Below are 25,168 nucleotides of genomic sequence, written 5' to 3'. Positions count from 1 at the left end.
AAAGATTCATATACCAAAAGATTATGATTAAAAAATTATTATTTTTAATAATAACTTCCTTGATTAGCTTTAATTTCAGTGGTGCACAGATTGTACCTTTAAAAAAACCATCGCTATCCTCTGAGGAATTAAATAAAAAAATAATATTAAACACAATCAAACCTCTAAAAAAACCTTCAAAAGTTAAAGTTGAGAAAAAGGTAGCTAAAAAAGAAACCAAACTTAGTTTTCTTTTACCTAAAAAAAAACCAGTTATTAGAGGATTAATTAATTCAGAAACAGTAAAAATTTCTAAATTTTATAATAAAAAAGATTTTGGGATTGCAAAAAAAGCTATTGGCGAAATGCAAAAAGGCCAGTGGAAATCTGCAATTAAAATCTCAAAAAAAGCTAAAGATAGATCTATATATAATTTTATAAAATGGAGACATTTATTAACTACAGGTAATCAAGAGTCATTTTTTGATTACCAAGTCTTTATCGAAGAAAATTCAGATTATCCAAGAATAGATAGATTGAGATATTTGGCTGAGCATAAACTTTCTACGGAAAAAGTTTCTCCAAGAAAAATAATCAATTGGTTTTCAAAAAATGAACCTTTAAGTGGATATGGTAAGATGATTTTAGGTGAAAGTCATATTTTATCAGGAGATAAAGCAAAAGGTATTGCTCTAATCAAAAATGGATGGATTTCTGCAGATTTATCAAAAAGTGAGTTAAGGTTTTTCAGAAAAAAATATAAAAAATATCTTGATGCAAATGACTATATTAAGAGAGCTGATCATCTTGCATGGAATAGTGATCATTGGGATTTAAAAAGACTAATCAGATATTTACCTAAAGACTATGAATTGCTCTATACAGCAAGACATATTTTGATGACCAAGGGATACGGAGTAGATCAAGCAATCAAAAATGTTCCAAACAAATTTAAAAATGATGCTGGATTAAACTATGATCGTTTAAAGTGGAGGAGAAAAAAGGGACGATTGGAGTCTTCTACTGAAATTTTGCTCAAGATAAGAAATGATAAAGATTATTTAGTTAGACCTGACAAATGGTGGAAAGAAAGAGAAATCATTTCTCGAAAGTTAATTTACAAAAAACAATTTGAACTAGCTTATAAAATTAGTAGCAATCACGGAATGTCTGAAGGGTCTGAATTTGCAGAGGCAGAATGGATGAGTGGTTGGATAGCACTAAGTTTTTTAAATGATCCACTTCTTGCTAAAGATCATTTTAAAAACTTTTTTGATAATGTTAATTATCCAATAAGTGTTTCTAGGGGTGCATATTGGTTAGGTAGATCATATGAAAAACTAAAAGATAAGGATCAATCGGAAAAATGGTATAAAGAGGCTACAAAATATTTAACTACATATTACGGACAACTAGCATTTTTAAAAATTAATCCTAATGGAAAATTTGAACTTGATAAAACAATGTTGGTTCAAGATGAATATAGAAAAGCTTTTTTTAATAAAGAATTAGTAAAAATTACACATCTTTTACATGAGTTAGATAAAGACAAGTATACAAAATTCATCTTAAGACATCTTGCTAATGATAACGTTTCTGAAGGCAGTGAACTTTTAGCTGCTGAACTTGCTACAAGTATCAGTAGATATGATTTTGCAATACAAGTATCAAAAATTGCCTCTTATCAAAAAAGATTTCATAACAAATACAATTATCCATTAATAAGCACACCTAAATACATTAATGGAAGAAAGATTCCTGAAAGCGCATTAATTTTATCAATTATAAGACAAGAAAGTGAATTTGATTTAAAAGCAAATAGTCATGCGGGTGCAAAAGGTTTAATGCAATTAATGCCTTACACAGCAAAATTAGTTGCTAAACAAGCAAAGCTTCCTTATGTAAAATCTCGATTAACAACCGATCCAGAGTACAATATAAATTTAGGATCTCATTATATTGCCGGTTTAATTCAGCAATATGATGGAGCTTATCCATTTGCAATAGCTGCGTACAATGCTGGCCCAAATAGAGTTAAATATTGGAAAAAATTAAATAAGGATCCACAAAAAAAACAAATAAATTATGTTGATTGGATTGAGCTGATTAAATTTAGAGAGACTAGAAACTATGTTCAGCGTGTATTGGAAAATTATAATGTTTACAGATATGTGCTGGAACAAAACCCAATAGTAATGAAAGATTTTTTTAAAGATCAGCCTTTATATTAGTGGCGGAGAGAGAGGGATTCGAACCCTCGGTACAAGTTTCCTCGCACGGTCATTTAGCAAACGACTGGTTTCAGCCTCTCACCCATCTCTCCGTATGACATTGTGTAATAAGTGATTTTATTGAAAATTCAATATTTATAAAGTAATTATTCAATTATTATGGGAAATAAATACTCAGTATTTTCATTAATCAAAAACGCTCTTTCATACCATGAGAATTGGCAAAGAGCATGGAAAGACCCTACTCCAAAAAAAGAGTATGATGCTGTTATAGTTGGTGGAGGTGGTCATGGTTTAGCGACAGCATACTATTTAGCAAAAAAACACAATATGAAAAATATTGCCGTTGTTGAAAAAGGATGGATTGGTGGAGGAAACACTGGTCGTAACACAACAATTATTAGATCGAATTATTTATGGGACGCTAGTGCTGGACTTTATGATCACGCTCTAAAAATTTGGGAAGGATTATCTCAAGAGTTAAACTACAATGTAATGTTTAGTCAAAGAGGTGTAATGAATCTTGCTCACAATTTGCAAGATGTAAGAGATTTAAAAAGAAGAACACACGCAAATAGACTAAATGGCATTGATGCTGTTTATTTGAGCACAGAAGAAGTTAAAAAGTTTTGTCCAATTATAAATACATCTCAAGATATAAGATATCCTGTACTTGGTGGTACATTACAAAGAAGAGCTGGTACAGCAAGACATGATGCTGTTGCCTGGGGTTATGCTAGAGGTGCTGATGAAATGGGTGTTGATATAATTCAAAATTGTGAAGTAAAAGGTATAAAAAGAAATGGTGATAATGTTGAAGGTCTAGAAACTACAAAAGGATTTATTAAAACAAAAAAAATTGGAGTTGTGGCAGCTGGACATTCAAGTGTGATCGCTAATATGGCTGGAATAAGACTTCCTCTAGAAAGTAAACCTCTTCAAGCACTAGTATCCGAACCGGTGAAACCAATTATTGATACAGTTGTTATGTCAAATGCTGTACACGCTTATGTAAGTCAATCTGATAAAGGTGAATTAGTTATTGGCGCTGGAACAGATGATTATGTTTCATACACTCAGAAAGGAAGTCATCAAATAGTTGAAGGTACTCTAAATGCTATTTTAGAATTGTATCCAATATTCAGCCGAATGAGAATGCTAAGACAATGGGGAGGAATTGTGGATATATGTCCTGATGCAAGTCCAATATTAAGTAAAACTTCTATCAAAGGACTTTATTTTAATTGTGGTTGGGGTACAGGGGGTTTTAAAGCTACACCTGGATCGGGAGATTTGTTTGCACACACAATTGCTAATGATGAGCCACACAAACTCAACGCAGCATTTAATTTAAATAGATTTGTAAGTGGAGACCTTGTTGATGAACATGGCGCTGCAGCAGTTGCTCACTAATGTTTGTTATTAATTGTCCATATTGTGGTGAGAGAGATCAGCAAGAATTTAAAGCTGGTGGTGAAGCTCATATTGAAAGACCAAAACAACCGACAGAACTTAGTGATGATGAATGGGCAGAATATTTATTTATGAGAAAAAATATTAAAGGTGTTCAATATGAAAGATGGAACCATGCTCATGGTTGTCGTAAATGGTTTAATATGATTAGAGACACTTCGAATGATGAGATTAAAGCAATCTATAAAATGGGAGAAAAACCCCCTTCGATATAAAACAAATGTCAGAAAATTTAAGAGTTAAATCTAGTCAATATATTGATGAAACAACAAGAGTTTCATTTAAATTTAATGGTACAACTTATTATGGATTTAAAGGAGACACGCTTGCTTCTGCTTTATTAGCAAATAATGTTCATTTAGTAGGTAGGAGTTTTAAATACCACAGACCTAGAGGTATAATGACATCAGGTTCTGAGGAGCCCAATGCAATTGTTCAAATTAATCCAAATACTAATAGAACTGAACCAAATGTTAGGGCAACTGAAGTTGAAATATATGAAGGTATGGAGGCATCAAGTCAAAATTGCTGGCCAAGTGTAAACTTTGATATTGGTGGAATAAATAATTTTTTATCACCCCTACTTCCTGCAGGATTTTATTACAAAACATTTATGTGGCCTGCAAGCTTCTGGGAAAAATATGAATACTTTATAAGACACTCAGCAGGACTGGGGAAATCACCAACATCAAACGATCCTGACATTTATGATCACAGAAATATTCATTGTGATGTTCTTGTAGTTGGCGCAGGTATATCTGGAATTCTAGCAGCTAAAAATGCTGCAAAGAATAACTACAAAACTTTACTTTTAGATGAAAAAAATGAATTGGGAGGATCAACTATTTATGAAAACAATGAAAGTAATAAAATTGATAACAAAATTTCATCTGAATGGTTAAAAAAAGAAATTGAAGAACTTAAAAATATTAAAAATTTAGAAATAAAAACTAGAACAAGTGTTGCTGCGTACCATCAATATAATTATTTACTAGCAAGAGAGAATTTAACAGATCATTTAGAAAAAAAAGATAAGACAAATAAAATTAGACAAAGGTTACTTAAAATAAGAGCAAAGAAGGTGATTTTAGCAACAGGTGCTTTGGAAAGACCGATGGTATTTAATAATAATGATAGACCTGGGATAATGCTTTCTTCTGCAATTAAAAAATATAGTGATTTTTATGGTGTAGCCTGTGGTAGAAAGATTGTATTTTTTACAAATAATGACAGTGCATATGAAAGTGCACTTTCATTAAACGATAAAGGTATCAAAGTTGAAGCAATAGTTGATATTAGAAAGCAATCCGAAACAAATTTAGAAAAAAGAGTTATTGATGTAGGTATAAAAATATACTGGGAACATACAGTTGTTGATACCTCTGGTTATAAAAGATTAAACAATGTCTCAATAATGAAACTATCAAATGATGGAACTTCAGTAACTGGAAATAAAATTTCTATTTCATGTGATTGCTTAGGAGTTGCTGGTGGATGGACTCCAGCTGTTCACCTATATACTCAGTCAGGTAACAAACTTACTTTTGATGAGGATAAAAAGATATTTATTCCAAATAAAAATAATTCAAATCAAATGAGTGTTGGATCTTGTAGTGGTGATTTTAAGCTTGATGAAATACTTAAAAACTTAAATGAAAAACTAAAAGATTTTTTAGAAATAAATAAAACAGATTTTGAAAATATTACTGTTAATAACGACCAAGAGATTTCAAAAAGAAACATATGGTTATTACCGTCTGATAAAGTTTTAGGCAAAACTAAGCCTTTTGTTGATTATCAAAATGATGCAACTGCAAAGGATATAAAATTGGCACTAAGAGAGGGTTTCAGATCTATTGAACATGTCAAAAGATATACAACAACTGGGATGGGAACTGATCAAGGAAAATTAGGAAATATGCATGCTTTGGGAATAATAGCAGATACAGCAGGTGTTAAGATGGGAGAACTTGGAACGACTACTTTTAGACCTCCTTATACCCCTTTAACATTTGGAACAATTGTAGGACGTAATGTTGGTAAGTTTTTTGATATTTTTAGAAGAACACCTATGAATGATTGGCATGTTGAACAAAAAGCAGAATTTGAAAATGTTGGTCAATGGAAAAGAGCTTGGTACTACCCTATCAATGGCGAAACTATGCACCAAGCAGTTCAAAGAGAAAGCAAAGCTGCAAGAGAAAGTTCAGGAATATTGGATGCGTCCACACTTGGTAAGATTGATATACAAGGAAGTGATGCCTCAGAGTTTTTAAATAGAGTTTATACAAATGCATGGTCAAAACTTGGCATTGGTAAATGTAGATATGGTTTAATGTTAAATGAAGATGGTATGGTATATGACGATGGTGTTACTACAAGATTAGGTGAAAATCACTATCTAATGACAACAACAACTGGTGGGGCAGCAAATGTTCTTGGAAAATTAGAGGATTACCTTCAAACTGAATGGCCAGAATTAGATGTATATTTAACTTCAGTTACAGATCAATTTGCTACAGCAAGTTTGTGTGGCCCTAATAGCAAAAAAATTCTTAAAAAAATTATTCCTGATTTAGATTTGTCTGATGAAAATTTTCCACACATGTCTTTTAAAGAAGCGAAAATCGGAAGTATTGTTTGCAGAATTATGAGAATAAGTTTCACAGGTGAGCAAAGTTTTGAAATTAATGTGCAAGCAAGTTATGGAAAAGATCTATGGGAGAAATGTATAGAGGCTGGTAAAGAATTTAATATTACTCCTTATGGTACAGAAACGATGCATTTACTAAGAGCTGAAAAAGGTTTTATTATTGTTGGCCAAGATACAGACGGAACAATGACACCAATAGATTTACAGATGGATTGGATTGTTAGTAAAAAGAAATATGATTTTATTGGCAAAAGATCTCTTTACAGATCAGATACTATGAGAGAAGACAGAAAACAGTTGGTGGGATTATTAACAGATGACCCTAAAGTTGTATTAGAGGAAGGAGCACAAATTGTTTCTGAACTAAATAAAAGTCCTGTTGAAATGCTTGGTCATGTAACATCAAGTTACTTTAGCCCTAATTTAAATAAATCTATAGCCCTAGCTGTTGTCAGAGGTGGGAAAGATATGATGGGTAAAAAACTATTTATCCCTATGGAAGATAAAACAATTAATGTAACTGTTTCAAATCCAGTATTTTTTGATCAAACTAATGAAAGATTAAATGCTTAGTTATAATCAAGTAACAAATAGTGAAATTAATAACAACGGGGTGTCCATAAAAGAAATTGCACCAATAATGAAATTAAATTTAAGAGGCAAAACAAGAGAATTTTTTACAAATGTAGGAAAAACTTTAAATATGATTTTGCCAACAGAAGCAAATACATCCTCATCTAGTGATAAACTTACTGCGATATGGTTAAGTCCAGATGAATGGATGATTGTATCAAATGAGACTACTAGCAAAGAAACCAATACATACCAATTAAATGATATATTATTTAACAATATATCAAAAATATCATTAGGAGCAGTAACTGATGTAACTGACCAATTTGTTCAATTAGAGATAAAAGGTGAAAAAATATATGAACTTTTTTCTTCAGGATGTCCTTTTAATTTTAACTTATTTCGTGAAAAAAAAGGGTCAACTACTCAAACTTTGCTAAATCACATAGATGTTATTATTCACAATAAAGACAAAGATTTTGTTAATTTATTTGTCAGAAGATCATTTGCTAAACATCTTTGGGAATGGATGGAAGACAGTTCTTCAAGACTATAAAGATTAATTTTTTCGCCTGTAATCCCATGGCATTTCAAATTTACCTTGCCAAATGCCTAATTTATTATTTTTGGCATTAATTTCATCAGTTACATATTTTTTAGAATACTTTCTATATGCTACTGCATAGCCATTTGAAACCATCCAAGAATTTAAATTTATATTTCTTTTAAAACACTCTCCTATTAACCTTTTATACCTGTCAACATCTAAAATATTACAATTTAATTTTTGTTTATTAATTTTTTTAATTAACTTTTGAGTAGATACTTCTCCACACATATAATCTTTAGTAAAAGACATAAAAGATATTGTTAAATAAGTTTTTTTACATTTTTGTTTTTTTTCAGGTGCATCAATACCGTATAATCTAATTTTTTTTGAATTGATCTTAATTGTATCTCCATCAACAACTTTAGCAAAACCCGATATTTTATTTATATTTTCAGATCTTACATCGTTGTATGTAAGTATAAAAAATATAGATGAAATAATTATCAAAATTATCAATTTCTTTTTTGTATAAAACATTAACCAGTAGTTAATTTATTGTTAATATAATATTTAACATAAAAGAATAGTAAGATTGATATTAACCATTGCAATATTGCCCAGATATAAAAAAAAGTTTTAAAGTCTGCATCAATAGAACGTGCTATATAATAAGATAAAAATGGAACCAAAACGTTCCTTAATATATTGTTAATCATTGCTTTCTCAGATTTTTTTAAAGCCATAAAAAAACCATTTGATAGAAAAAAAATTGGGTACGCTGGTAAGATAAATGCAGAAATTTTTAAATATATTGACCCATATTCAACAACTTCCGCATTAGATGAGAAAAATTTTGGCATTAGATCTGCAGTCACAAATACCAATACTCCAGACGCTAACATTATAACCAAGCCGTATTTTACTGATGTAAAATAAGATTGTTTTACTCTTTCATAATATTTCGCGCCTATATTCTGTGCAATAATTGATATTATTGCTGTATTTATCCCCAATACAGGCAGTAAGACAACCTGCTCTATCCTTGTTGCTGCTCCATAACCAGCTACGGCATATTCTCCTGTAAATGCAACATAGGTAAATACAATCGTTGCAGCAATTGAGTAACCAAGAATAGCTATTGTAATTGGCATTGATTGGAAAAAAATATTTTTAATGTAGAAGAATTTGATCTTAAAATTTTGAAAAGTGATCTCTTTAATACGTTTATTTTTTAACAATTTAATTACAACGATTATTAGAGAAAGAAATTGGGCAATCAAAGTTGCATAACCTATGCCCGCTACACCAAAGGCTGGGATAAACAAAAATCCAAATATAAATATTGGATTTAATAAAATGTTTAAAAAAAAAGATAATATAAGAGCATTTCTATATGTAACTGTATCTCCCTCAGCATGAAGAAATGAGTTTAATGCAACAACTAGAATAAAGAGAATAGTTCCATAAAATATTACATTAGTATACTCAAGGCCAAGAGTAATTACCTCTCTCGATGAATTCATGGTTAAAAATAATTTTTCAGAAAAACTAAAGCCAATTATTGATACAATTATTGAAATTATTACTGAATAAAGAATGATATTTGTAAAATAACCTAATACATTTTTTTCATTTTTTTCTCCAATACTACTTCCAATTAATGAAGTGCCCGCAACAGTGACACCAATAGATGTAGCAATAATTAGAAAGTAGATTGGAAAGGATTTACTTAAAGCAGATAAAGCTTCAGGTGAAATTTTCCCAGCATAAAAAGTATCAACTAAAGTGTACAATGTTTGAAATAATGTTCCAACACTTGCTGGTATTGCAAGTTTTTTTATAAGTTGAGAGACGTCATCTTTTAATAAATTCATTTATTTAAACTAAAAATATTTTAATATTCTTTTTGAAAGATATGACTTTTTCCAGTTTTTTTGGCAAGGTTAATTTGTTTTTGTCTCATTCTAAATCTTGATTTTTGATCATTTGTTAAATTATCGTGACAATTTGGACAAGAAACACCTTCTTCATATTTTTTAGATTTTTTATCTTTTGGAGAAATAGGTTTTCTACAACCACTACACATTGAGTAAGAACCTATTTTCAAACCATGCTTTAAACTAATTCTGTTATCAAAGACGAAGCACTCACCTTTCCATAAGCTTTTTTTTGGGTCTGTTTTTTTTAAATAATTTAAAATACCACCCTTTAATTGATAGACATTATTGTAGCCTTTGTTTTCCAAAAAAACTGACGCTTTTTCACACCTAATGCCTCCAGTACAAAACATAGCAATAGGTTGATTTTTTTTTAATTTTTTAAGATATTTTGGAAAATCTCGAAAATTATCTACATCTGGATTAATTGAACCTTTAAAAGTTCCAACTTTATATTCAAAAGGCTTTCTTGCATCAATTAAGACTGTTTTTTTGTCTTTTATTAAAGAGTTCCACTTTTGAGGGTTAACATGACTATCTTTTTTTTTAATTCTTTTTTTTAAACTTAAATTCATTGGAACCACTTCTTTTTTAATTTTTACTTTTGGTTTATGAAATGGCTGAAAAGAGCTTTTTGAATTGTTAATACTATCAAATTTTTCAAATTTAAATAATTTGTGTAAATAATTTTTGATCAATTTAATATCTTTGTTTTTTCCAGAAATTGTTCCATTTAACCCTTCCTTGGAAATAATAATTGTTCCTCGCATGTTTTTATTCAATAATTGATCTTGAAGTATTTTTTGATTTTTCTTTAAATAAGAAATTTTAATAAACTTATAAAATCCAAAAACATCAAACATTATAATTTTCTACAAACTGTCATACCATCACCTAATGGAACTATAATTTTTTCAACTCTTTTATCTTTAGAAATATAATTATTAAAATCTTTAATAGTTAAAGTGATTTTATCATCACTATTTTCATCAACAATTTGACCGTACCATAGAACATTATCAATTATTATTAAGCCATTTTTCTTTAAAAATATTAAAGATTTTTCATAATATTCTTTATAATTTTTCTTATCAGCATCAATAAATATTAAATCAAAATCATTTTCTTTTAATTCATTTAAACTTTCTAAAGCAGGTTTAATTATTGTTTGAATTTTATGACTTTGTTTTGCTTTTTCAAAAAATTTTATTGCAATTTCGTTAGTTTCTTGATTTTTGTCTAAAGCAATAATTCTACCATCTTCTGGTAAAGCAAGAGCCATTGACAAAGCACTTAAGCCAGTAAAAGTTCCAATCTCTAGGATTTTTTTAACATTAGATGTTTTTACTATTAAGTGTAAAAATTGAGATTGTGAGATAGATATTTGCATCCTTTTAATATCTCCAAGAGACTCATTATAAGAAATAATCTCTTTTTGAACTGAATGAAGATCTAGTCCATTATTTAAAATGTACTCTTGAATTTTAGTGCTAATTTTTAGGTCTGAGCCCATGAACCTAAAGTTTTTTCTTTAAAATCTCATTTACTAGCTGAGGGTTAGCTTTTCCACCTGAAACTTTCATTACCTGTCCAACAAAGAAGCCAAATAATTTAACTTTACCAGATTTATATTCAGTAGCTTTATCTCTATTGCTATCAATTACTTTATCAATTAAAGCCTCTAAAGCTTTTGGATCACTTTCTTGTTTTAAACCTTTTTCTTCAACAATTTTTTTAGGATCCTTGTCCCCTTCCATCATTTGTTCAAAAACCGTTTTTGCAATTTTTCCAGAAATTGTTCCATCCTTAATTAAATTAATTAATTTTGATAAATTACCGGCACTAATTGGACTATCGGTTATTTCTAAATTTTTTTCATTAAGTGCAGCAAATAATTCACCTATGATCCAGTTTGTTGCTAATTTAACGTCAGATTTTTTAACAACATCTTCAAAATAATTTGAGGTTTCTATATCTGAAACCATGATATTTGCTTCATATGGTGTTAATTTAAATTGATCTATAAATCTCTTTTTCTTTTCATCGGGTAACTCTGGTATTTCTGATTGCAATTGGTTTATGAATTCATCAGAAACTTCTAATGGTAATAAATCAGGGTCTGGAAAATATCTATAATCATGAGCATCTTCTTTTGATCTCATGGATCTAGTTTCATTTTTTTTAGTATCAAAAAGTCTTGTTTCTTGATCAACAGATTGTCCATCTTCAATTAAATCGACTTGTCTATTTGCTTCATATTCAATCGCCATTTGCATGAATTTAATAGAATTAACGTTTTTAATTTCACATCTAGTACCAAAATCTTTTGTTCCTTTTTTTCTTACAGAAACATTAACATCTGCTCTCAAAGATCCTTCCTGCATATTACCATCACAAGTTCCTAAATATCGCATAATTGATCTTAATTTCTTAATATAAGCATTAACTTCCTCTGGTGATCTTAAATCAGGTTTGCTAACAATTTCCATTAAAGCTACACCTGACCTATTTAAATCAACAAAGGTGTTTTTTGGATCTAAATCATGGATACTTTTACCCGCATCTTGTTCTAAGTGTAATCTTTCAATACCAACCTCTTTTTGACCATCTGGCATATCCAAAATAACTTTACCTTCACCAACTATTGGGTCCTTAAATTGAGAGATCTGGTATCCTTGAGGTAAATCAGCATAAAAATAATTTTTTCTATCGAATACTGATCGTTTGTTAATTTTAGCTTTTAATCCTATTCCAGTTTTAATTGCTTGCTTAACACAAAATTCATTAATCACTGGAAGCATTCCAGGAAAAGCAGCGTCTACTAAACTTACCTGTGTGTTTGGTTCAGCACCAAATTTAGTAGCTGAAGTAGAAAATAACTTTGATTGGGAAAGTACTTGTGCGTGAACTTCTAAACCAATAACAACTTCGTATTGATTGTCATTTCTATTAATTAAATATTCTAACTTTTCTTTACTCACTTAATCCACCAATCAGTAATTTTATTTTTAAAATTAATTTTTTCTTCCATTGCATAAGCAATGTTTAAGATATTTTGTTCATCAAATGCTTTTCCAATAATTTGTAAACCTAAAGGGTAACCTTTGGTGTCATGACCAGCTGGAATAGAAATTCCTGGCAAACCTGCTAAATTTACAGGAACGGTAAAAATATCATTTAAGTACATTGAAACTGGGTCATTTGTTTTTTCACCAATTTTAAAAGCAGAACTTGGTGTTGATGGGGTTAATATTGCATCTACTTTTTTGTACGCTTCATCAAAATCATTTTTAATTAGTTTTCTAACTTTTTGAGCTTTCAAATAATATGCATCGTAATAACCTGAAGATAAAACATATGTGCCTATCATTATTCTTCTTTGAACTTCGGCTCCAAATCCCTCAGATCTAGTTTTTTCATACATATCAATAAGATTTTCTCCATCAGCTCTAAAGCCATATTTAACACCATCATATCTTGCAAGATTAGAAGATGCTTCAGCTGGTGCCACTATATAGTAAGTTGGTAAAGCGTAATTTGTATGTGGGAGAGAAATATCAATTATTTCTGCACCACAATCTTTAGCGTATTCAATACCTTTCTGCCAAAGATCATCAATTTCTTTTGGCATTCCATCAACTCTATATTCTTTTGGTATACCTATTTTTTTTCCTTTAATATCTTTTGTTAATTCTTTGCTGTATTGGTTTCTTTTAAAATCAATAGAAGTTGAATCTTTTTGATCGTATGAGCTAATTACCTCTTGCAACAAAGCACAATCTTTAACATTTTGAGCCATTGGACCAGCTTGATCAAGAGAAGATGCAAAAGCAACTATTCCGTATCTAGAACAACTACCATAAGTTGGTTTTAAACCCACTGTACCTGTAAATGACGCTGGTTGTCTAATAGATCCACCTGTATCAGTTCCAATTGTAATTGGAGTTAATTGTGCTGCTACAGCAGAAGATGAACCACCAGATGAACCACCTGGAACTAAATTTTTATCAATCGGATTTTGAACATTGCCAAAAAAACTTGTTTCATTTGATGATCCCATTGCAAATTCATCACAATTTAATTTACCAATAAGAATTGCTCCCTCATTCCAGATATTCTGAGTAACAGTAGACTCATAAGTAGGTACAAAATTGTTTAATATTTTGCTACCAGCTGTTGTTCTAACATTAGCTGTACAAAATAAATCTTTTACAGCCATTGGTATTCCTGGTAATTTTAAATCCAATTTTGGGTTGTCATCAAATTCTTTAGCTTTTTCTAAAGCATTACTAAAATCTTCAGTAATATAAGTGTTTAATTCTTTTGATTTTTCCGATCTATCAACAAAAGCTTGGGTAATTTCTGAAGAAGAGAGTTTTTTTTCTTTAATATTATTAACTAATTCAGAAAGTGTTTGCTTGGTTATATCAGACATTATTCTATAACTTTTGGTACAACAAAATAATCTTCATTATCTTTTGGAGAATTTTTTATTATTTGTTCCCTTAAATTTTTACTTTTAACTTCATCAGGTCTTAATTTTAAAGTCGTTTCAGCCACTGATGTAAGTGGTTCAACATTTTCAGTTTTAAGTTCATTGAGTTTTTCAATGAAGTCAAAAATTGAATTCAAATCACTAGCAAGTTTTTCAGCTTTTTTCTCATCTACTGAAATTCTTGATAATTTAGATATATGCTTTATGGTTTTAAGATCGATGCTCATATGATATTTAAATATGATGCAAACTATCACTATAGTTTAAAATATACAACATGATCACAATAGAAGAATTTAAAAAAAAACAGTCAGAAAAATGTCGTTTGATAGGTTTAGATTTGGGCTCAAAAAGAATTGGTGTATCAATTTGTGACGAAAAGCAATTAATTGCTACCCCTTATAAAACTATACATAAATCAAAAAATAATGAATTAATTGAAGAGTTAAAAAACATTATTCAAGAGAATGACATAAAGGCAATTATCATTGGTTATCCTTTAAATATGGATGGATCTTCAGGCTCTTCAGCACAGTCAGTCAATGATGTGTCTAAAAATATAGATAAAGAGATAGATGTTGATGTATGTCTTTGGGATGAAAGACTATCAACTGTTGGGGCTTTTAATTTATCAAGCCAATTAGATATTAATGTATCTAAGAGAGAAAAGAATATAGATCAGAACGCAGCAGCTTTTATTCTTCAAGGAGCCATAGATTATCTAAATAATTAATGCTTGCCACTCATCGGCTTTATAGTTATAGAGTTAATTTTAATGGCAAAAAACATCAAAGCTATTAAAATTTCTCAAAAACATTTGTTAGGTATCCAAGATCTATCAGTTAGTGATATTAACTACATTTTAGATGAATCTGAAACTTTCATTAAATTAAATCAGAGTAAGAACAAAAAAATTGATGTTCTTAGAGGCAAAACTCAAATTAATCTATTTTTTGAACCATCAACAAGAACACAAAGTTCATTTGAGTTAGCTGGAAAAAGACTTGGTGCTGATGTCATGTCAATGAATATGAACAATTCAGCAATTAAAAAAGGTGAAACTTTAATTGATACAGCAATGACTCTAAATGCGATGCATCCTGACATTATTGTAATAAGGCATCAAGATTCTGGAGCATGCAATTTATTATCTCAGAAGGTAAATTGTGTAGTATTAAATGCAGGTGATGGAAGGCGTGAGCACCCTACTCAAGCATTACTGGATGCTTTAACAATAAGAAATAGAAAGAAAAAAATTGAAGGATTAAAAATTGCTATATGTGGAGATATTCTTCATTCCAGAGTCGCAAGATCAAACATTTATTTACTAACGATGCTTGGTGCTGAAGTAAATATTGTTGCCCCAACAAATTTGATGCCAAAAGAAATTGAAAAGTTTGGTGTTAATACTTTTACCGATATGAAAAAAGGATTGAAAAATTGTGACATTGTAATGATGCTAAGATTACAAAATGAGAGAATGACAAGTTCTTATTTGTCATCAAATAGAGAGTATTATGAATATTACGGTTTAACACCTGATAAATTAGATCATGCTAAACCTGATGCACTAATAATGCATCCTGGCCCAATGAATAGAGGTATCGAAATAGATACTAGATTGGCAGACGATATAAATAAAAGTGTAATCAAAGAACAAGTTGAACTTGGAGTTGCTGTAAGGATGGCCTGTTTAAAAATATTTTGTGAATAAATGAAAAAACGATACTTTATTAACGCAAATATAATTGATCCCCACAATTCAATTAATGAAAATGGAGGATTGATTGTTAGTGAAGAAGGTAAAATTGAAGCAATAGGAAAAAAAGTAAATACAAATAATTTACCATCCAGAGAAAAACCAATTGATTTAAAAGGAAAATATATATTTCCTGGTTTAGTCGACATGAGAGTTTTTGTTGGAGAACCTGGGTATGAGTATAAAGAAAATTTTAGAACCTTAAGTAATGCAGCTGTATCAGGAGGAGTAACATCTGTAGTAACAATGCCTAATACAGATCCTGTCATTGATAATGTTTCAATAGTAGATTTTTTAAAACGAAGAGGACGAGATAAATCTAAGATTAATATATTTCCATGCGCATCTCTTACACAAAATGTAGAGGGAACAAATATGACAGAATTTGGATTGTTAGCTAGTAAAGGGATTGTAGCTTTTACAGATGGTGTAAAGACTATTCAAAATACTAGATTAATGTCAAGAATAATGAATTCAGCAAAGGATTTAGGGTGCCTAATAATGCAACATGCTGAAGATTATGAGTTAGCAAAAAACGGTATGATAAATTCGGGTATAATTGCTACTAAACTAGGATTGTCAAGCATACCAGATGTGGCTGAGAGAATAATTATTGAACGAGATTTAACATTGTTAGAAAATGCAAAGTGTCGATATCACATATCTCAACTATCATCAGGTAAATCAGTAGAAATAATTAAACAAAGAAAAAATGATATTAAATTTTCTTGTGGAGTGTCAATAAATAACCTTTCCTTAAATGAAAATGATATTGGAGATTTTAAAACATTTTTAAAATTATCTCCGCCATTGAGAAAAGAAGAAGATAGATTGGCTTTAGTCCAAGGATTAAAAGATAAAACAATTGATGTCATTGTTTCAGATCATAAACCTGAAGATGAAGAATCAAAACGATTGACATTTTCGCAAGCAGCAACAGGTGCTTCTGGTATTGAAACTTTATTGTCTTTAAGTTTGGAACTATTTCATAATGGATCTGTAAAACTTGAAACAATAATACAAGCACTAACATCTAATCCAGCTAAAATTTTAAATATCAATAAAGGAAATCTTTCAATTGGTAATGATGCTGACTTTTGTATAGTTGATATAAATAAACCTTGGATTGTAAAAAAAGAAAATTTAATTTCTAAATCCAAAAATACATCTATTGAGGATAAAAAACTTCAAGGAAAAGTAACCAATACATTTGTAAAAGGTAAAGAATTATTTAAGATATAAAAATGGAATTATTTACAATAGGTATTATCTCATACCTAATGGGTTCTATCCCTTTTGGGTTAATATTAACTAAAATTTTTTTAAAAAAGGATATCCGAGATATTGGATCAGGTAACATTGGTGCAACAAATGCTCTAAGAACAGGAAATAAATTTATTGGTTATTCAACTTTAATACTTGATGTAGTTAAAGCAGTTATTCCAGTTTTATATGTAAAGGTAAATTTTCCTGATCAGATTTATGTATCAGCTTTATGTGCTTTTCTGGGTCATGTTTTTCCAGTTTGGTTAAAGTTTAAAGGTGGTAAGGGAGTAGCAACTTATGTTGGTATATTATGCAGTATGAATATAATGTTTGGAATAGTTTTTGGCATTTGTTGGCTTGTAACTTTTTTTATTTCTAAATTTTCATCATTAGCATCATTAATTGGATCCTTTTCAGTTCCTGTTTATTTATTTCTGTTTGAATCAACAGAAAATGAATTATTTTTTGGAATAATGTTTATTTTAATATTTTATACTCATAGAGAAAATATTAAACGACTGATAAATAAAGAGGAAAACAAGACTAAAATTTATTAATTTGACTATCAAACACTTTTAAGTAGTTTGTTAAATTATGAATCTAGTCATAGTTGAAAGTCCTGCAAAAGCTAAAACCATCAACAAATACCTTGGTGATAATTATACTGTTTTAGCTAGTTATGGTCATATAAGAGATCTACCATCGAAAAATGGATCGGTTGATCCTGATCATGATTTTAAAATGGAATGGGAAGTTGATAGTTTTTCAAAAAAATATTTAAAAGAAATAACTGATGTTGCAAAAGAATCCTCTAAAATAATACTTGCGACTGACCCTGACCGTGAAGGTGAAGCTATAGCATGGCATGTTAAAGAATATCTTGATGAAAAAAAAATTTTAAAAGATAAAGAAGTTGAGAGAGTTGTTTTTAATGAGATAACAAAAAAAGCCGTAATTCATGGCATTGAAAATCCACGACAAATCGAACCTTTGTTAGTGGATGCCTACATGGCAAGAAGAGCTCTTGATTACTTGGTTGGTTTTAATATTTCTCCAATACTTTGGACTAAACTACCTGGGTCAAAATCAGCTGGAAGAGTTCAGTCTGTAGCTTTAAAATTAATCACTGAAAGAGAGCATGAAATAGAATTATTTAATCCAGAAGAATTTTGGACACTTACTCTTAAATTTGGAGATGATAATAAAAATACTATTACTGCAAGCATCTCACAATTAAATGGTAACAAAATAGAAAAATTTACTTTTAGAGACAAGAATAGCATTGAAAAAGCAATCAAAGAAATAAAAGAAAAAAAATTTCAAATAACAGATATTTCATCAAAAGTTGTAAAAAGAAACCCCTCTGGTCCATTTACAACCTCAACATTACAACAAGTTGCATCTAGTAGATTAGGTTTTGGAGCTTCAAGAACAATGCAAATTGCACAAAAATTATATCAAGGTGTTGAGATTGATGGAGATACTGTTGGATTGATTACTTATATGAGAACTGATGGAACTAACTTATCAGCTGATGCAGTAAGTGATTTTAGAAATTTTATTAAAAGTGAGTATGGCAATGAATATTTGCCAGCTTCTGCAAATAATTATTCTGGTAAAAAAGCTAAGAATGCACAAGAAGCTCATGAGGCTATTAGACCAACAGATATAAATAGAGCACCCGACACTTTAAAAAAATATTTAAGCAGTGATCAACAAAAACTATACAATTTAATTTGGTCCAGAGCTTTATCCTCACAAATGGAAGTTGCTCAATTTGACAGAAATACCATAACAATAGAATCAGAGGATAATCAGACAATATGTAAGGCAAGTGGCTCTGTATTAAAATTTGATGGTTTTTTAAAAGTTTACTCAAATGCAAGCAAAGATGATGATGAAGAAATTTTACCAGAAATGTCTAAAGGACCAATTAATATTGAAGCATTAATTGATGAACAACATTTTACACAACCACCTCCAAGGTATTCTGAGGCAAGTTTAGTCAAAAAATTAGAAGAATTGGGAATTGGTAGACCTTCTACTTACGCAAGTATAATTTCCACAATATCTAATCGAGGTTATGCAGAAATAGTAAATAAAAGGTTTTTCCCCACGGATCGTGGCAAACTTATCTCTGCATTTTTAGAAAAATTGTTTTCTAAATATGTTGATTATAACTTTACTGCAGGCTTGGAAGATCAATTAGATGAAATTACATCTGGTAAAGAAAGCTGGATAAAAGTTTTAGAGATGTTTTGGAAAGATTTTAATAATAATGTTTCTGAAGTTAAGGAGAAAAGAACTAGAGAAGTGTTAGATCTTTTAAATGAAAGTCTAGGAGCTTTAATTTTTGATACTGATAAAGATGGAAATATTGTTCGAAAATGCCAGCTATGCGATACGGGTTCACTAAGCCTTAAAAATAGTTTTAGAGGTGGAGCTTTTATAGGATGTTCAAATTATCCAGAGTGTAAATTTACTAGACCCTTGTCTAAAGCAAAAGCAGCAGCTCAATCGCAGTTAGCAGAACCTAAATTTTTAGGAAAACATGAAAATGGTAATGATATATATCTGAAAAATGGAAGATTTGGCCCCTATCTGCAATATGAAAAACTTAAGGAAGAAGAATTAGAAGAGACAAAAACTAAAAAAAAGAGAAAAACCAAAAAATCTAAACCAGATGTTAATGAATTAATTAAAAATGTTTCTATACCAAAAGGTTTAGAGTTAGAGAGTATAGACTTAGAAAAGGCTCAGTTTTTATGCTCTCTACCAAAATCAATTGGAGTCAACCCTGATAATCAAAAAGAAATTATTTTAAATACTGGAAGATTTGGTCCCTATCTTAAGTGTGAAAATAAATCTGCTAGAATAGAAAATGTAGAAGAAATTTTCTCTATAGGATTAAATCGAGCAATTACCCTCATTGCTGAAGCGAAACCAGGCAGAATGTCTTCTTCAATTATTAAGGATTTAGGAGAACATCCTGAAGATAAAAAACCAGTTAGGGTTATGAAGGGGCAATATGGTCCTTATATTAAATATAAATCTTTAAATGCAACAATTCCTGAAGAAAAAGATCCAACAGAGCTTACTATGGAAGAAGCCTTAATCCTTATTGAGAAAAGGAAAGAATACGATAAAACTAAAAAGAAGAAAAAAACTAAAAAATAATGAAAATTAAATTACTTGCTTATTTATTAATTTTAACACTCTCTAATGTTAACTTATCTTTGGCAGATGATTGTAATAAATTCGATAAATTAAGTAAAGAATATGCAAAATGTACGGCTGAATTAATTAAAGAAAAAACCTCAGAAAAAGCTGAATTGATCAAAGAAAAAACCTCTGAAAAATATAAAGAAGGAAAAAAAAAAATTAATAAATTAAATTTAAAAGAGAAATTAATTAAATTTAAAAATAGTAAATCACACAAAGAATTCACGGAGAAATAAAATGAGCTTTGAAAAAAAAATAGAAGAATTAAATATTATTTTACCAGAAGCCAAACCTCCTGTTGGCTCATATGTTGCAACTAAAGTAACTGGTAATCTACTTTTTATTTCAGGTCAAATATCGATAAACGAAAACGGAGAATTAATTAAGGGAAAAGTTGGTAAAGATTTAAGTACAGATCAAGGCTACGAAGCTGCGAAAAGATGTGGATTGAGCTTGGTTTCTCAAGCAAAGGCTGCTTGTAATGGTGATTTATCTAAAATAAAATCATGCATTAAGTTAACTGGATACGTTAATTCGACAAATGACTTTACTGAACAACCAAAAGTAATTAATGGAGCTTCAGATTTAATTGCGTCAATATTTGGAGATGCTGGCATGCACACAAGAGCAGCGGTAAGTACCAATAGTCTACCACTTGGTGTTTCTGTAGAAGTTGATGCTATATTTGAATTAAACTAAACTATCTTCCAATACCAAAATATTTTATACCTAGTTTCTCTATTTTAGTTGGTGAAAATATATTTCTCATATCGTAAATAATAAGTCTTTTATTCTTAGAAAGTTTTCTAAAATTAATCGATTTAAAATCATTCCATTCAGTATGAATAATTATAATGTCTGAACCAGAAATACAGTTTTGTATTGAATTAGCATATTCAACATTTTTTAGATTATTGAATTCTTTTTTGGAACCAGTGGGATCGTAATATTTAATCTTTGCTCCCTTTTTGGATAAATAAGGAATTATTTTTAAACTTGAGGAGTCTCTCATATCATCAGTGTTTGCTTTAAATGTAACTCCTAAAACTGAAACTTTTTTATTATTAAATTTTTTAATTATTGAATGAAGCCTTTTAAGTAATAAATCTGATCTATTCTGATTAGATTTAATAACACTTTTAATTACTGATAAATTAGATTTAAATTTATCAGCTGTAGATACAATAGCTTTAGTATCTTTTGGAAAACAAGAGCCTCCATATGCGGGACCGGCTCTTAAAAATCTACTTCCTATTCTGTTATCAAGTCCAATTCCTATGGATATATCTTCAACATCGATACCAGTTTTTTCGCATAAATTTGCAATTTCATTTATAAATGTAATTTTAGTTGCTAAAAAAGCATTAGAAGCATATTTAATTAACTCAGCAGCTCGTCGATTTGTAGAAACATATTTTGCACCCTTGGATATTAATGGAGAATATAAATTTCTAAGTATTTTTTTTGATTTTTCTTCGTTTGAACCAACCACAACTCTATCAGGATAAATAAAATCTCTTATCGCCTCACCTTCTCTTAAAAATTCTGGATTAGATACTACTGAAAACAATCTTTTATTTACTTTTTTTGAAATAATCTTTTCTAGTTCATCACCTGTAGTAACAGGAACAGTTGATTTTGTTATTATTATTTTAAATTTGTTAATTGATTTAGATATTTCTTTTCCAACCGAATAAACTTGAGAAAGATCTGCACTGTTACTATTTTTTTTAGTTGGTGTTCCAACACATATAAAAATTATGTCAGATTTTATTACAGATTCTTTTAAATTTGTTGAAAAATTTAATCTATTATTTTTTATATTTTTTTTGACTAATTCTTCTAAACCTGGCTCGTAGATAGGTATTTTACCATTTTTTAAATTATTAATTTTATTATTATCTTTATCTACACAAATAACATCATTACCTAAGTCTGAAAAACAAACGCCACTCACCAAACCAACATAGCCAGTACCTATCATACAAAGTTTCATATTTTTCCTATTTCTTTATTAGAATTAATAAATCCTTGCATTGTCCCACAATCTAAATATTTCCCTAAAAAATTATGAGCAACAAATTTTTCACCTTCTTTTATTAAAGTTTGAATAGCATCTGTTATATGTATTTCACCACCATTACCAGGTTTTTGCTTGGCTAATTTATTAAATATAGTTTTGGGAAGGATATATCTTCCTATTACTGCTTTATTAGAAGGAGCATTTTTAATTGAAGGTTTTTCAACTACATCATCAATAAAATAATCATTTTTGGAAATTTTTTTGTTTAAACTATAGATGCCCCATCTTGAAACTGTTTTAGAATTAACTTTCATACTAGCCATTACAGAGGATTTGTACTTTTGATGTACTTTAATCATATCTTTAGAACAGTTTTTTTTTATTATCAAATCATCTGGTAGCAACATTAAAAAATATTTATCTTTTATATATTTTTTTGTTTTAAATACAGCGTCACCTGTTCCTTTTGGTATATTTTGATATACAAATTTTATTAGTTTTTTATATTTTAATATTTTTTTATATTCAGCAATTATTCTGGGATCTTTTTTTTTTTTAATAATTTTTTTATAAAAAGTATCACTATAAAAATAATTTTTAATCATTTTTTTTTTATTTGATATGATAAAAATAATTTCTTTAATTCCTGCTTCAATACACTCATCTAAAATATACTCAATTCCTGGCTTTCCATTTATTGGAAGCAGTTCTTTTGCAAAAACACTTGTTAAAGGCAAAAGTCTAGTTCCTTGACCTGCTAGAGGAATAATTGCTTGTTTAATCATATAAATGTTTTACTTATCTAGATTTCTAATACAAATGAAAATTATATTAAATAATAATTCATTATTTAAAGTTTTAAGGCCATTTAATGATATTGGCTTTGTTCCCACAATGGGGAGTATACATGAGGGTCATTTATCACTTATAGAAAAATCAAATAGAACTTGCAAAAAGACAATAGTAAGTATTTTTGTTAATCCCAAACAATTTAACAATAAAAAAGATTTTAAAAACTATCCAACAAATATCAAAGAAGATATTAAAATTTTAAAAAAAACTAAAAAGGTAGATTTCTTATACATTCCAAAATTTAAAGATATTTACAATAATAATAAAAAATCAAACATAAAAATCACAAAAAAAGATAAAATTTTATGCGCCAAATTTAGAAAAGGTCATTTTGAAGGGGTGCTAGATGTAATGGGAAGATTAACTAATTTAGTAAATCCAAAAAAAATATTTATGGGCAAAAAAGATTATCAACAATATTTCTTAATTAAAAATTATCTAAAAAATAAATATAAAGCTTCTATTATTCCATGTAAAACGATTAGAAATAAAAACAAAATAGCGTTATCTTCAAGAAATAATCATTTGGATTTAAATGGAATTAAAAAAGCAAGTTTCTTAAGTAAAAGTCTAATTAAATTAAAAAAAAATTTAGCAAATGATAAAAAAATAAAACAAAATTTAAAAATTCAAATGAAATATTTTGAGAAATTTTTAAAAATTAATATTGAATACTTAGAATTAAGATCAATTAAAAATCTTAAAATATCTAATACAGTTAAAGACTCACGTTTATTTATTGCGTATTATATTGATAACGTAAGATTAATTGATAATTTTTAGAGAAAGTAAGCCCCAACACCTAAAAATGATACAAAACCTATAACATCAGTTATGGTTGTAACAAAGACACTCGATGCAATTGCAGGATCAATATTCATTTTTTTTAAAGTAAAAGGAACAAGTATACCAAACAGTCCAGCTATAATCATAGTAAGTACCATTGATATTGAAATGATTATTGAAAGAATACTATCTTGAAACCAAATTTGAACTATTAAAGCACTTATGGCAGCAAATATAATTCCATTTAATATGCCAATTGAAAATTCTTTAAAAACATTTGATGAAAAATTATTTTGAGTTAAGTCATTTGTTGCAATTGTTCTGACTGTAACAGCCAATGTTTGCATTCCTGCATTTCCACCCATTGAGGCAACAATTGGCATCAGGAAAGCAAGAACAACCATTTGCTCAATAGTTGCTCCAAACAAGCTAATACACCAAGTTGCTAAGAAAGCTGTAAATAAATTCAATAAAAGCCAATTGAATCTTCTTTTGGTTTTTGTAACAACACCATCAGTAATTTCCTCATCACCTACACCTGCAAGCCTTAATGCATCTTCCTCCGCCTCTTCTTTCAGGACTGTAAGAACATCATCGTTCATAATCATTCCTACCAATTTATTATTTTTATCAATTACGGCTGCTGAATTTAGATTGTAATTTTCAAATAGATTGGCCACCTCTTCTTTGTCCATATCAACAGGCACTAATAATTGAGACTCAGACATGATGCTTGCCATTTTTGTGTCTCTTGGTGAAGTAAGCACTCTTGATGATGGAACTGTTCCAATAGGTTTAAATTCTTCATTAACAATAAAAATTTCCAAAAATTCTTCAGGCAAATCTTTATTTTCTCTCAAATAGTCAATTGTTTGACCTACAGACCAGTTGCTGGGTATAGCTGTAAACTCACGCTGCATAAGTCTAGCAGCAGTATCTTCAGGATAGCTTAAGCTTTCTAACAGAGCAAATCTGTCTTTAGGAGGTAATGAGCTTAATATAGTGTTCTTGTCTTCTTCAGGTACATTTTCTAAAATTGAAATAGCATCATCTGACTCTAAGTTAGTAAGAATAGTTACAATTGAATCTGAAGATAAATATTTTATTATTTCAATTTGTATAGATTCATTTAATTCTACAAAAACCTCTGCATCAATATTAAAATTATTTAATTTAATTAAACTTTCTCTATCACTAATGCTTAATTGTTCAATTATGTCTGCTGCATCAGCAGGGTGCATTTCATTGAATGAGTCATTAATAAATTTTGCATCATTGTTAGCTATTTTAGAGGTAACAACTCTCAAATATTCTTTATTGAATTCAAAATTTACTTTTTTATCTTTAGTTTTTTTAATTAAAGACATAA

The 25,168-nt window shown here is 29.2% G+C and carries 23 protein-coding genes and 1 tRNA gene; 13 read left to right on the top strand and 11 right to left on the bottom strand.

The window, feature by feature from the left end; translation table 11 throughout:
- Window positions 1-23: 23 nt before the first annotated feature.
- On the top strand, window positions 24-2,210 hold the full coding sequence (locus ACTTAS_RS02390; RefSeq protein WP_440678203.1) for a lytic transglycosylase domain-containing protein: 2,187 nt from the start codon (window positions 24-26) through the stop codon (window positions 2,208-2,210).
- Here the strand turns inward: ACTTAS_RS02390 and ACTTAS_RS02385 are convergent.
- Window positions 2,211-2,302 (bottom strand) — tRNA-Ser (locus tag ACTTAS_RS02385).
- Window positions 2,303-2,369: 67 nt separating this feature from the next.
- Here ACTTAS_RS02385 and ACTTAS_RS02380 point away from each other — a divergent pair.
- Genes ACTTAS_RS02380 through ACTTAS_RS02365 form a run of 4 tightly spaced genes read left to right on the top strand, consistent with a single transcriptional unit; the run spans window position 2,370 to window position 7,465 of the window.
- Window positions 2,370-3,623 (top strand): sarcosine oxidase subunit beta family protein, encoded by a 1,254-nt coding sequence (locus ACTTAS_RS02380; protein ID WP_440678202.1) that lies wholly within the window; start codon window positions 2,370-2,372, stop codon window positions 3,621-3,623.
- Window positions 3,623-3,898, top strand: coding sequence for a sarcosine oxidase subunit delta (locus ACTTAS_RS02375; protein ID WP_075506763.1), 276 nt, complete (start codon window positions 3,623-3,625; stop codon window positions 3,896-3,898). The genes ACTTAS_RS02380 and ACTTAS_RS02375 overlap by 1 nt, the downstream gene beginning before the upstream one ends.
- Before the next feature lie 5 nt (window positions 3,899-3,903).
- Window positions 3,904-6,909: a sarcosine oxidase subunit alpha family protein gene (locus tag ACTTAS_RS02370; RefSeq protein ID WP_440678201.1), complete on the top strand. Its 3,006-nt coding sequence runs from the start codon at window positions 3,904-3,906 to the stop codon at window positions 6,907-6,909.
- Window positions 6,902-7,465 carry a sarcosine oxidase subunit gamma gene (locus ACTTAS_RS02365; RefSeq protein ID WP_440678200.1) on the top strand — a complete coding sequence of 188 codons (564 nt, stop codon included), beginning with the start codon at window positions 6,902-6,904 and terminating at the stop codon, window positions 7,463-7,465. The genes ACTTAS_RS02370 and ACTTAS_RS02365 overlap by 8 nt, the downstream gene beginning before the upstream one ends.
- A gap of 3 nt (window positions 7,466-7,468) precedes the next feature.
- On the opposite strand, the gene ACTTAS_RS02360 is transcribed toward ACTTAS_RS02365, so the two are convergent.
- From ACTTAS_RS02360 to gatC, 7 genes are read right to left on the bottom strand one after another with little or no spacing between them, the layout of a single operon-like run.
- Entirely contained in the window at window positions 7,469-7,996 is a 528-nt protein-coding gene (locus ACTTAS_RS02360; protein ID WP_440614317.1) for a thermonuclease family protein, read from the bottom strand.
- Complete coding sequence (locus ACTTAS_RS02355) at window positions 7,996-9,333, bottom strand: MATE family efflux transporter (protein WP_440678199.1); 1,338 nt, start codon at window positions 9,331-9,333, stop codon at window positions 7,996-7,998. The genes ACTTAS_RS02360 and ACTTAS_RS02355 overlap by 1 nt, the downstream gene beginning before the upstream one ends.
- 20 nt (window positions 9,334-9,353) lie before the next feature.
- Window positions 9,354-10,259, bottom strand: coding sequence for an oxygen-dependent tRNA uridine(34) hydroxylase TrhO (gene trhO / locus ACTTAS_RS02350; protein WP_440678198.1), 906 nt, complete (start codon window positions 10,257-10,259; stop codon window positions 9,354-9,356).
- Complete coding sequence (locus ACTTAS_RS02345; RefSeq protein WP_440678197.1) at window positions 10,259-10,909, bottom strand: O-methyltransferase; 651 nt, start codon at window positions 10,907-10,909, stop codon at window positions 10,259-10,261. The genes trhO and ACTTAS_RS02345 overlap by 1 nt, the downstream gene beginning before the upstream one ends.
- 4 nt (window positions 10,910-10,913) lie before the next feature.
- A complete protein-coding gene (gene gatB, locus ACTTAS_RS02340) occupies window positions 10,914-12,377 on the bottom strand; it encodes an Asp-tRNA(Asn)/Glu-tRNA(Gln) amidotransferase subunit GatB (protein WP_440634567.1) in 1,464 nt (487 codons plus the stop codon).
- On the bottom strand, window positions 12,374-13,831 hold the full coding sequence (gene gatA, locus ACTTAS_RS02335) for an Asp-tRNA(Asn)/Glu-tRNA(Gln) amidotransferase subunit GatA (protein WP_440678196.1): 1,458 nt from the start codon (window positions 13,829-13,831) through the stop codon (window positions 12,374-12,376). The genes gatB and gatA overlap by 4 nt, the downstream gene beginning before the upstream one ends.
- Entirely contained in the window at window positions 13,831-14,118 is a 288-nt protein-coding gene (gene gatC, locus ACTTAS_RS02330; RefSeq protein ID WP_075506772.1) for an Asp-tRNA(Asn)/Glu-tRNA(Gln) amidotransferase subunit GatC, read from the bottom strand. Before gatC ends, gatA begins: the two co-directional genes overlap by 1 nt.
- A 50-nt stretch (window positions 14,119-14,168) precedes the next feature.
- Here gatC and ruvX point away from each other — a divergent pair, with 50 nt between their 5' ends.
- From ruvX to ACTTAS_RS02295, 7 genes are read left to right on the top strand one after another with little or no spacing between them, the layout of a single operon-like run.
- Window positions 14,169-14,624 carry a Holliday junction resolvase RuvX gene (gene ruvX, locus ACTTAS_RS02325; RefSeq protein ID WP_440678195.1) on the top strand — a complete coding sequence of 152 codons (456 nt, stop codon included), beginning with the start codon at window positions 14,169-14,171 and terminating at the stop codon, window positions 14,622-14,624.
- 42 nt (window positions 14,625-14,666) lie between these two features.
- On the top strand, window positions 14,667-15,605 hold the full coding sequence (locus ACTTAS_RS02320; RefSeq protein WP_440678194.1) for an aspartate carbamoyltransferase catalytic subunit: 939 nt from the start codon (window positions 14,667-14,669) through the stop codon (window positions 15,603-15,605).
- Complete coding sequence (gene pyrC, locus ACTTAS_RS02315; RefSeq protein WP_440678193.1) at window positions 15,606-16,892, top strand: dihydroorotase; 1,287 nt, start codon at window positions 15,606-15,608, stop codon at window positions 16,890-16,892.
- Window positions 16,893-16,894: 2 nt separating this feature from the next.
- On the top strand, window positions 16,895-17,473 hold the full coding sequence (gene plsY / locus ACTTAS_RS02310; protein ID WP_440678192.1) for a glycerol-3-phosphate 1-O-acyltransferase PlsY: 579 nt from the start codon (window positions 16,895-16,897) through the stop codon (window positions 17,471-17,473).
- A gap of 37 nt (window positions 17,474-17,510) precedes the next feature.
- Window positions 17,511-20,093 (top strand): type I DNA topoisomerase, encoded by a 2,583-nt coding sequence (gene topA / locus ACTTAS_RS02305; protein ID WP_440678191.1) that lies wholly within the window; start codon window positions 17,511-17,513, stop codon window positions 20,091-20,093.
- Window positions 20,093-20,374, top strand: a complete 282-nt coding sequence (locus ACTTAS_RS02300) for a hypothetical protein (protein ID WP_440678190.1) — start codon at window positions 20,093-20,095, stop codon at window positions 20,372-20,374. Before topA ends, ACTTAS_RS02300 begins: the two co-directional genes overlap by 1 nt.
- Before the next feature lies 1 nt (window position 20,375).
- Window positions 20,376-20,837 carry a RidA family protein gene (locus tag ACTTAS_RS02295; protein ID WP_440678189.1) on the top strand — a complete coding sequence of 154 codons (462 nt, stop codon included), beginning with the start codon at window positions 20,376-20,378 and terminating at the stop codon, window positions 20,835-20,837.
- A gap of 1 nt (window position 20,838) precedes the next feature.
- Here ACTTAS_RS02295 and ACTTAS_RS02290 read toward each other — a convergent pair whose 3' ends face one another.
- Both ACTTAS_RS02290 and ACTTAS_RS02285 read right to left on the bottom strand, forming a co-directional pair.
- On the bottom strand, window positions 20,839-22,134 hold the full coding sequence (locus tag ACTTAS_RS02290; protein ID WP_440678188.1) for a UDP-glucose dehydrogenase family protein: 1,296 nt from the start codon (window positions 22,132-22,134) through the stop codon (window positions 20,839-20,841).
- Window positions 22,131-22,946: a sugar phosphate nucleotidyltransferase gene (locus ACTTAS_RS02285; RefSeq protein ID WP_440678187.1), complete on the bottom strand. Its 816-nt coding sequence runs from the start codon at window positions 22,944-22,946 to the stop codon at window positions 22,131-22,133. Before ACTTAS_RS02285 ends, ACTTAS_RS02290 begins: the two co-directional genes overlap by 4 nt.
- Window positions 22,947-22,950: 4 nt before the next feature.
- Here ACTTAS_RS02285 and panC point away from each other — a divergent pair, with 4 nt between their 5' ends.
- Complete coding sequence (gene panC / locus ACTTAS_RS02280) at window positions 22,951-23,796, top strand: pantoate--beta-alanine ligase (protein ID WP_440678186.1); 846 nt, start codon at window positions 22,951-22,953, stop codon at window positions 23,794-23,796.
- On the opposite strand, the gene mgtE is transcribed toward panC, so the two are convergent.
- On the bottom strand, window positions 23,793-25,166 hold the full coding sequence (mgtE, locus tag ACTTAS_RS02275) for a magnesium transporter (RefSeq protein WP_440678185.1): 1,374 nt from the start codon (window positions 25,164-25,166) through the stop codon (window positions 23,793-23,795). The two genes, panC and mgtE, sit on opposite strands and share 4 nt — an antisense overlap.
- Window positions 25,167-25,168: the final 2 nt, after the last annotated feature.

Source organism: Candidatus Pelagibacter sp. HIMB1611 (assembly GCF_052047715.1).
GTDB lineage: Bacteria > Pseudomonadota > Alphaproteobacteria > Pelagibacterales > Pelagibacteraceae > Pelagibacter.
Note: the sequence above shows the minus strand (reverse complement) of the source record. Positions and strands in the feature narration are given on the sequence as shown.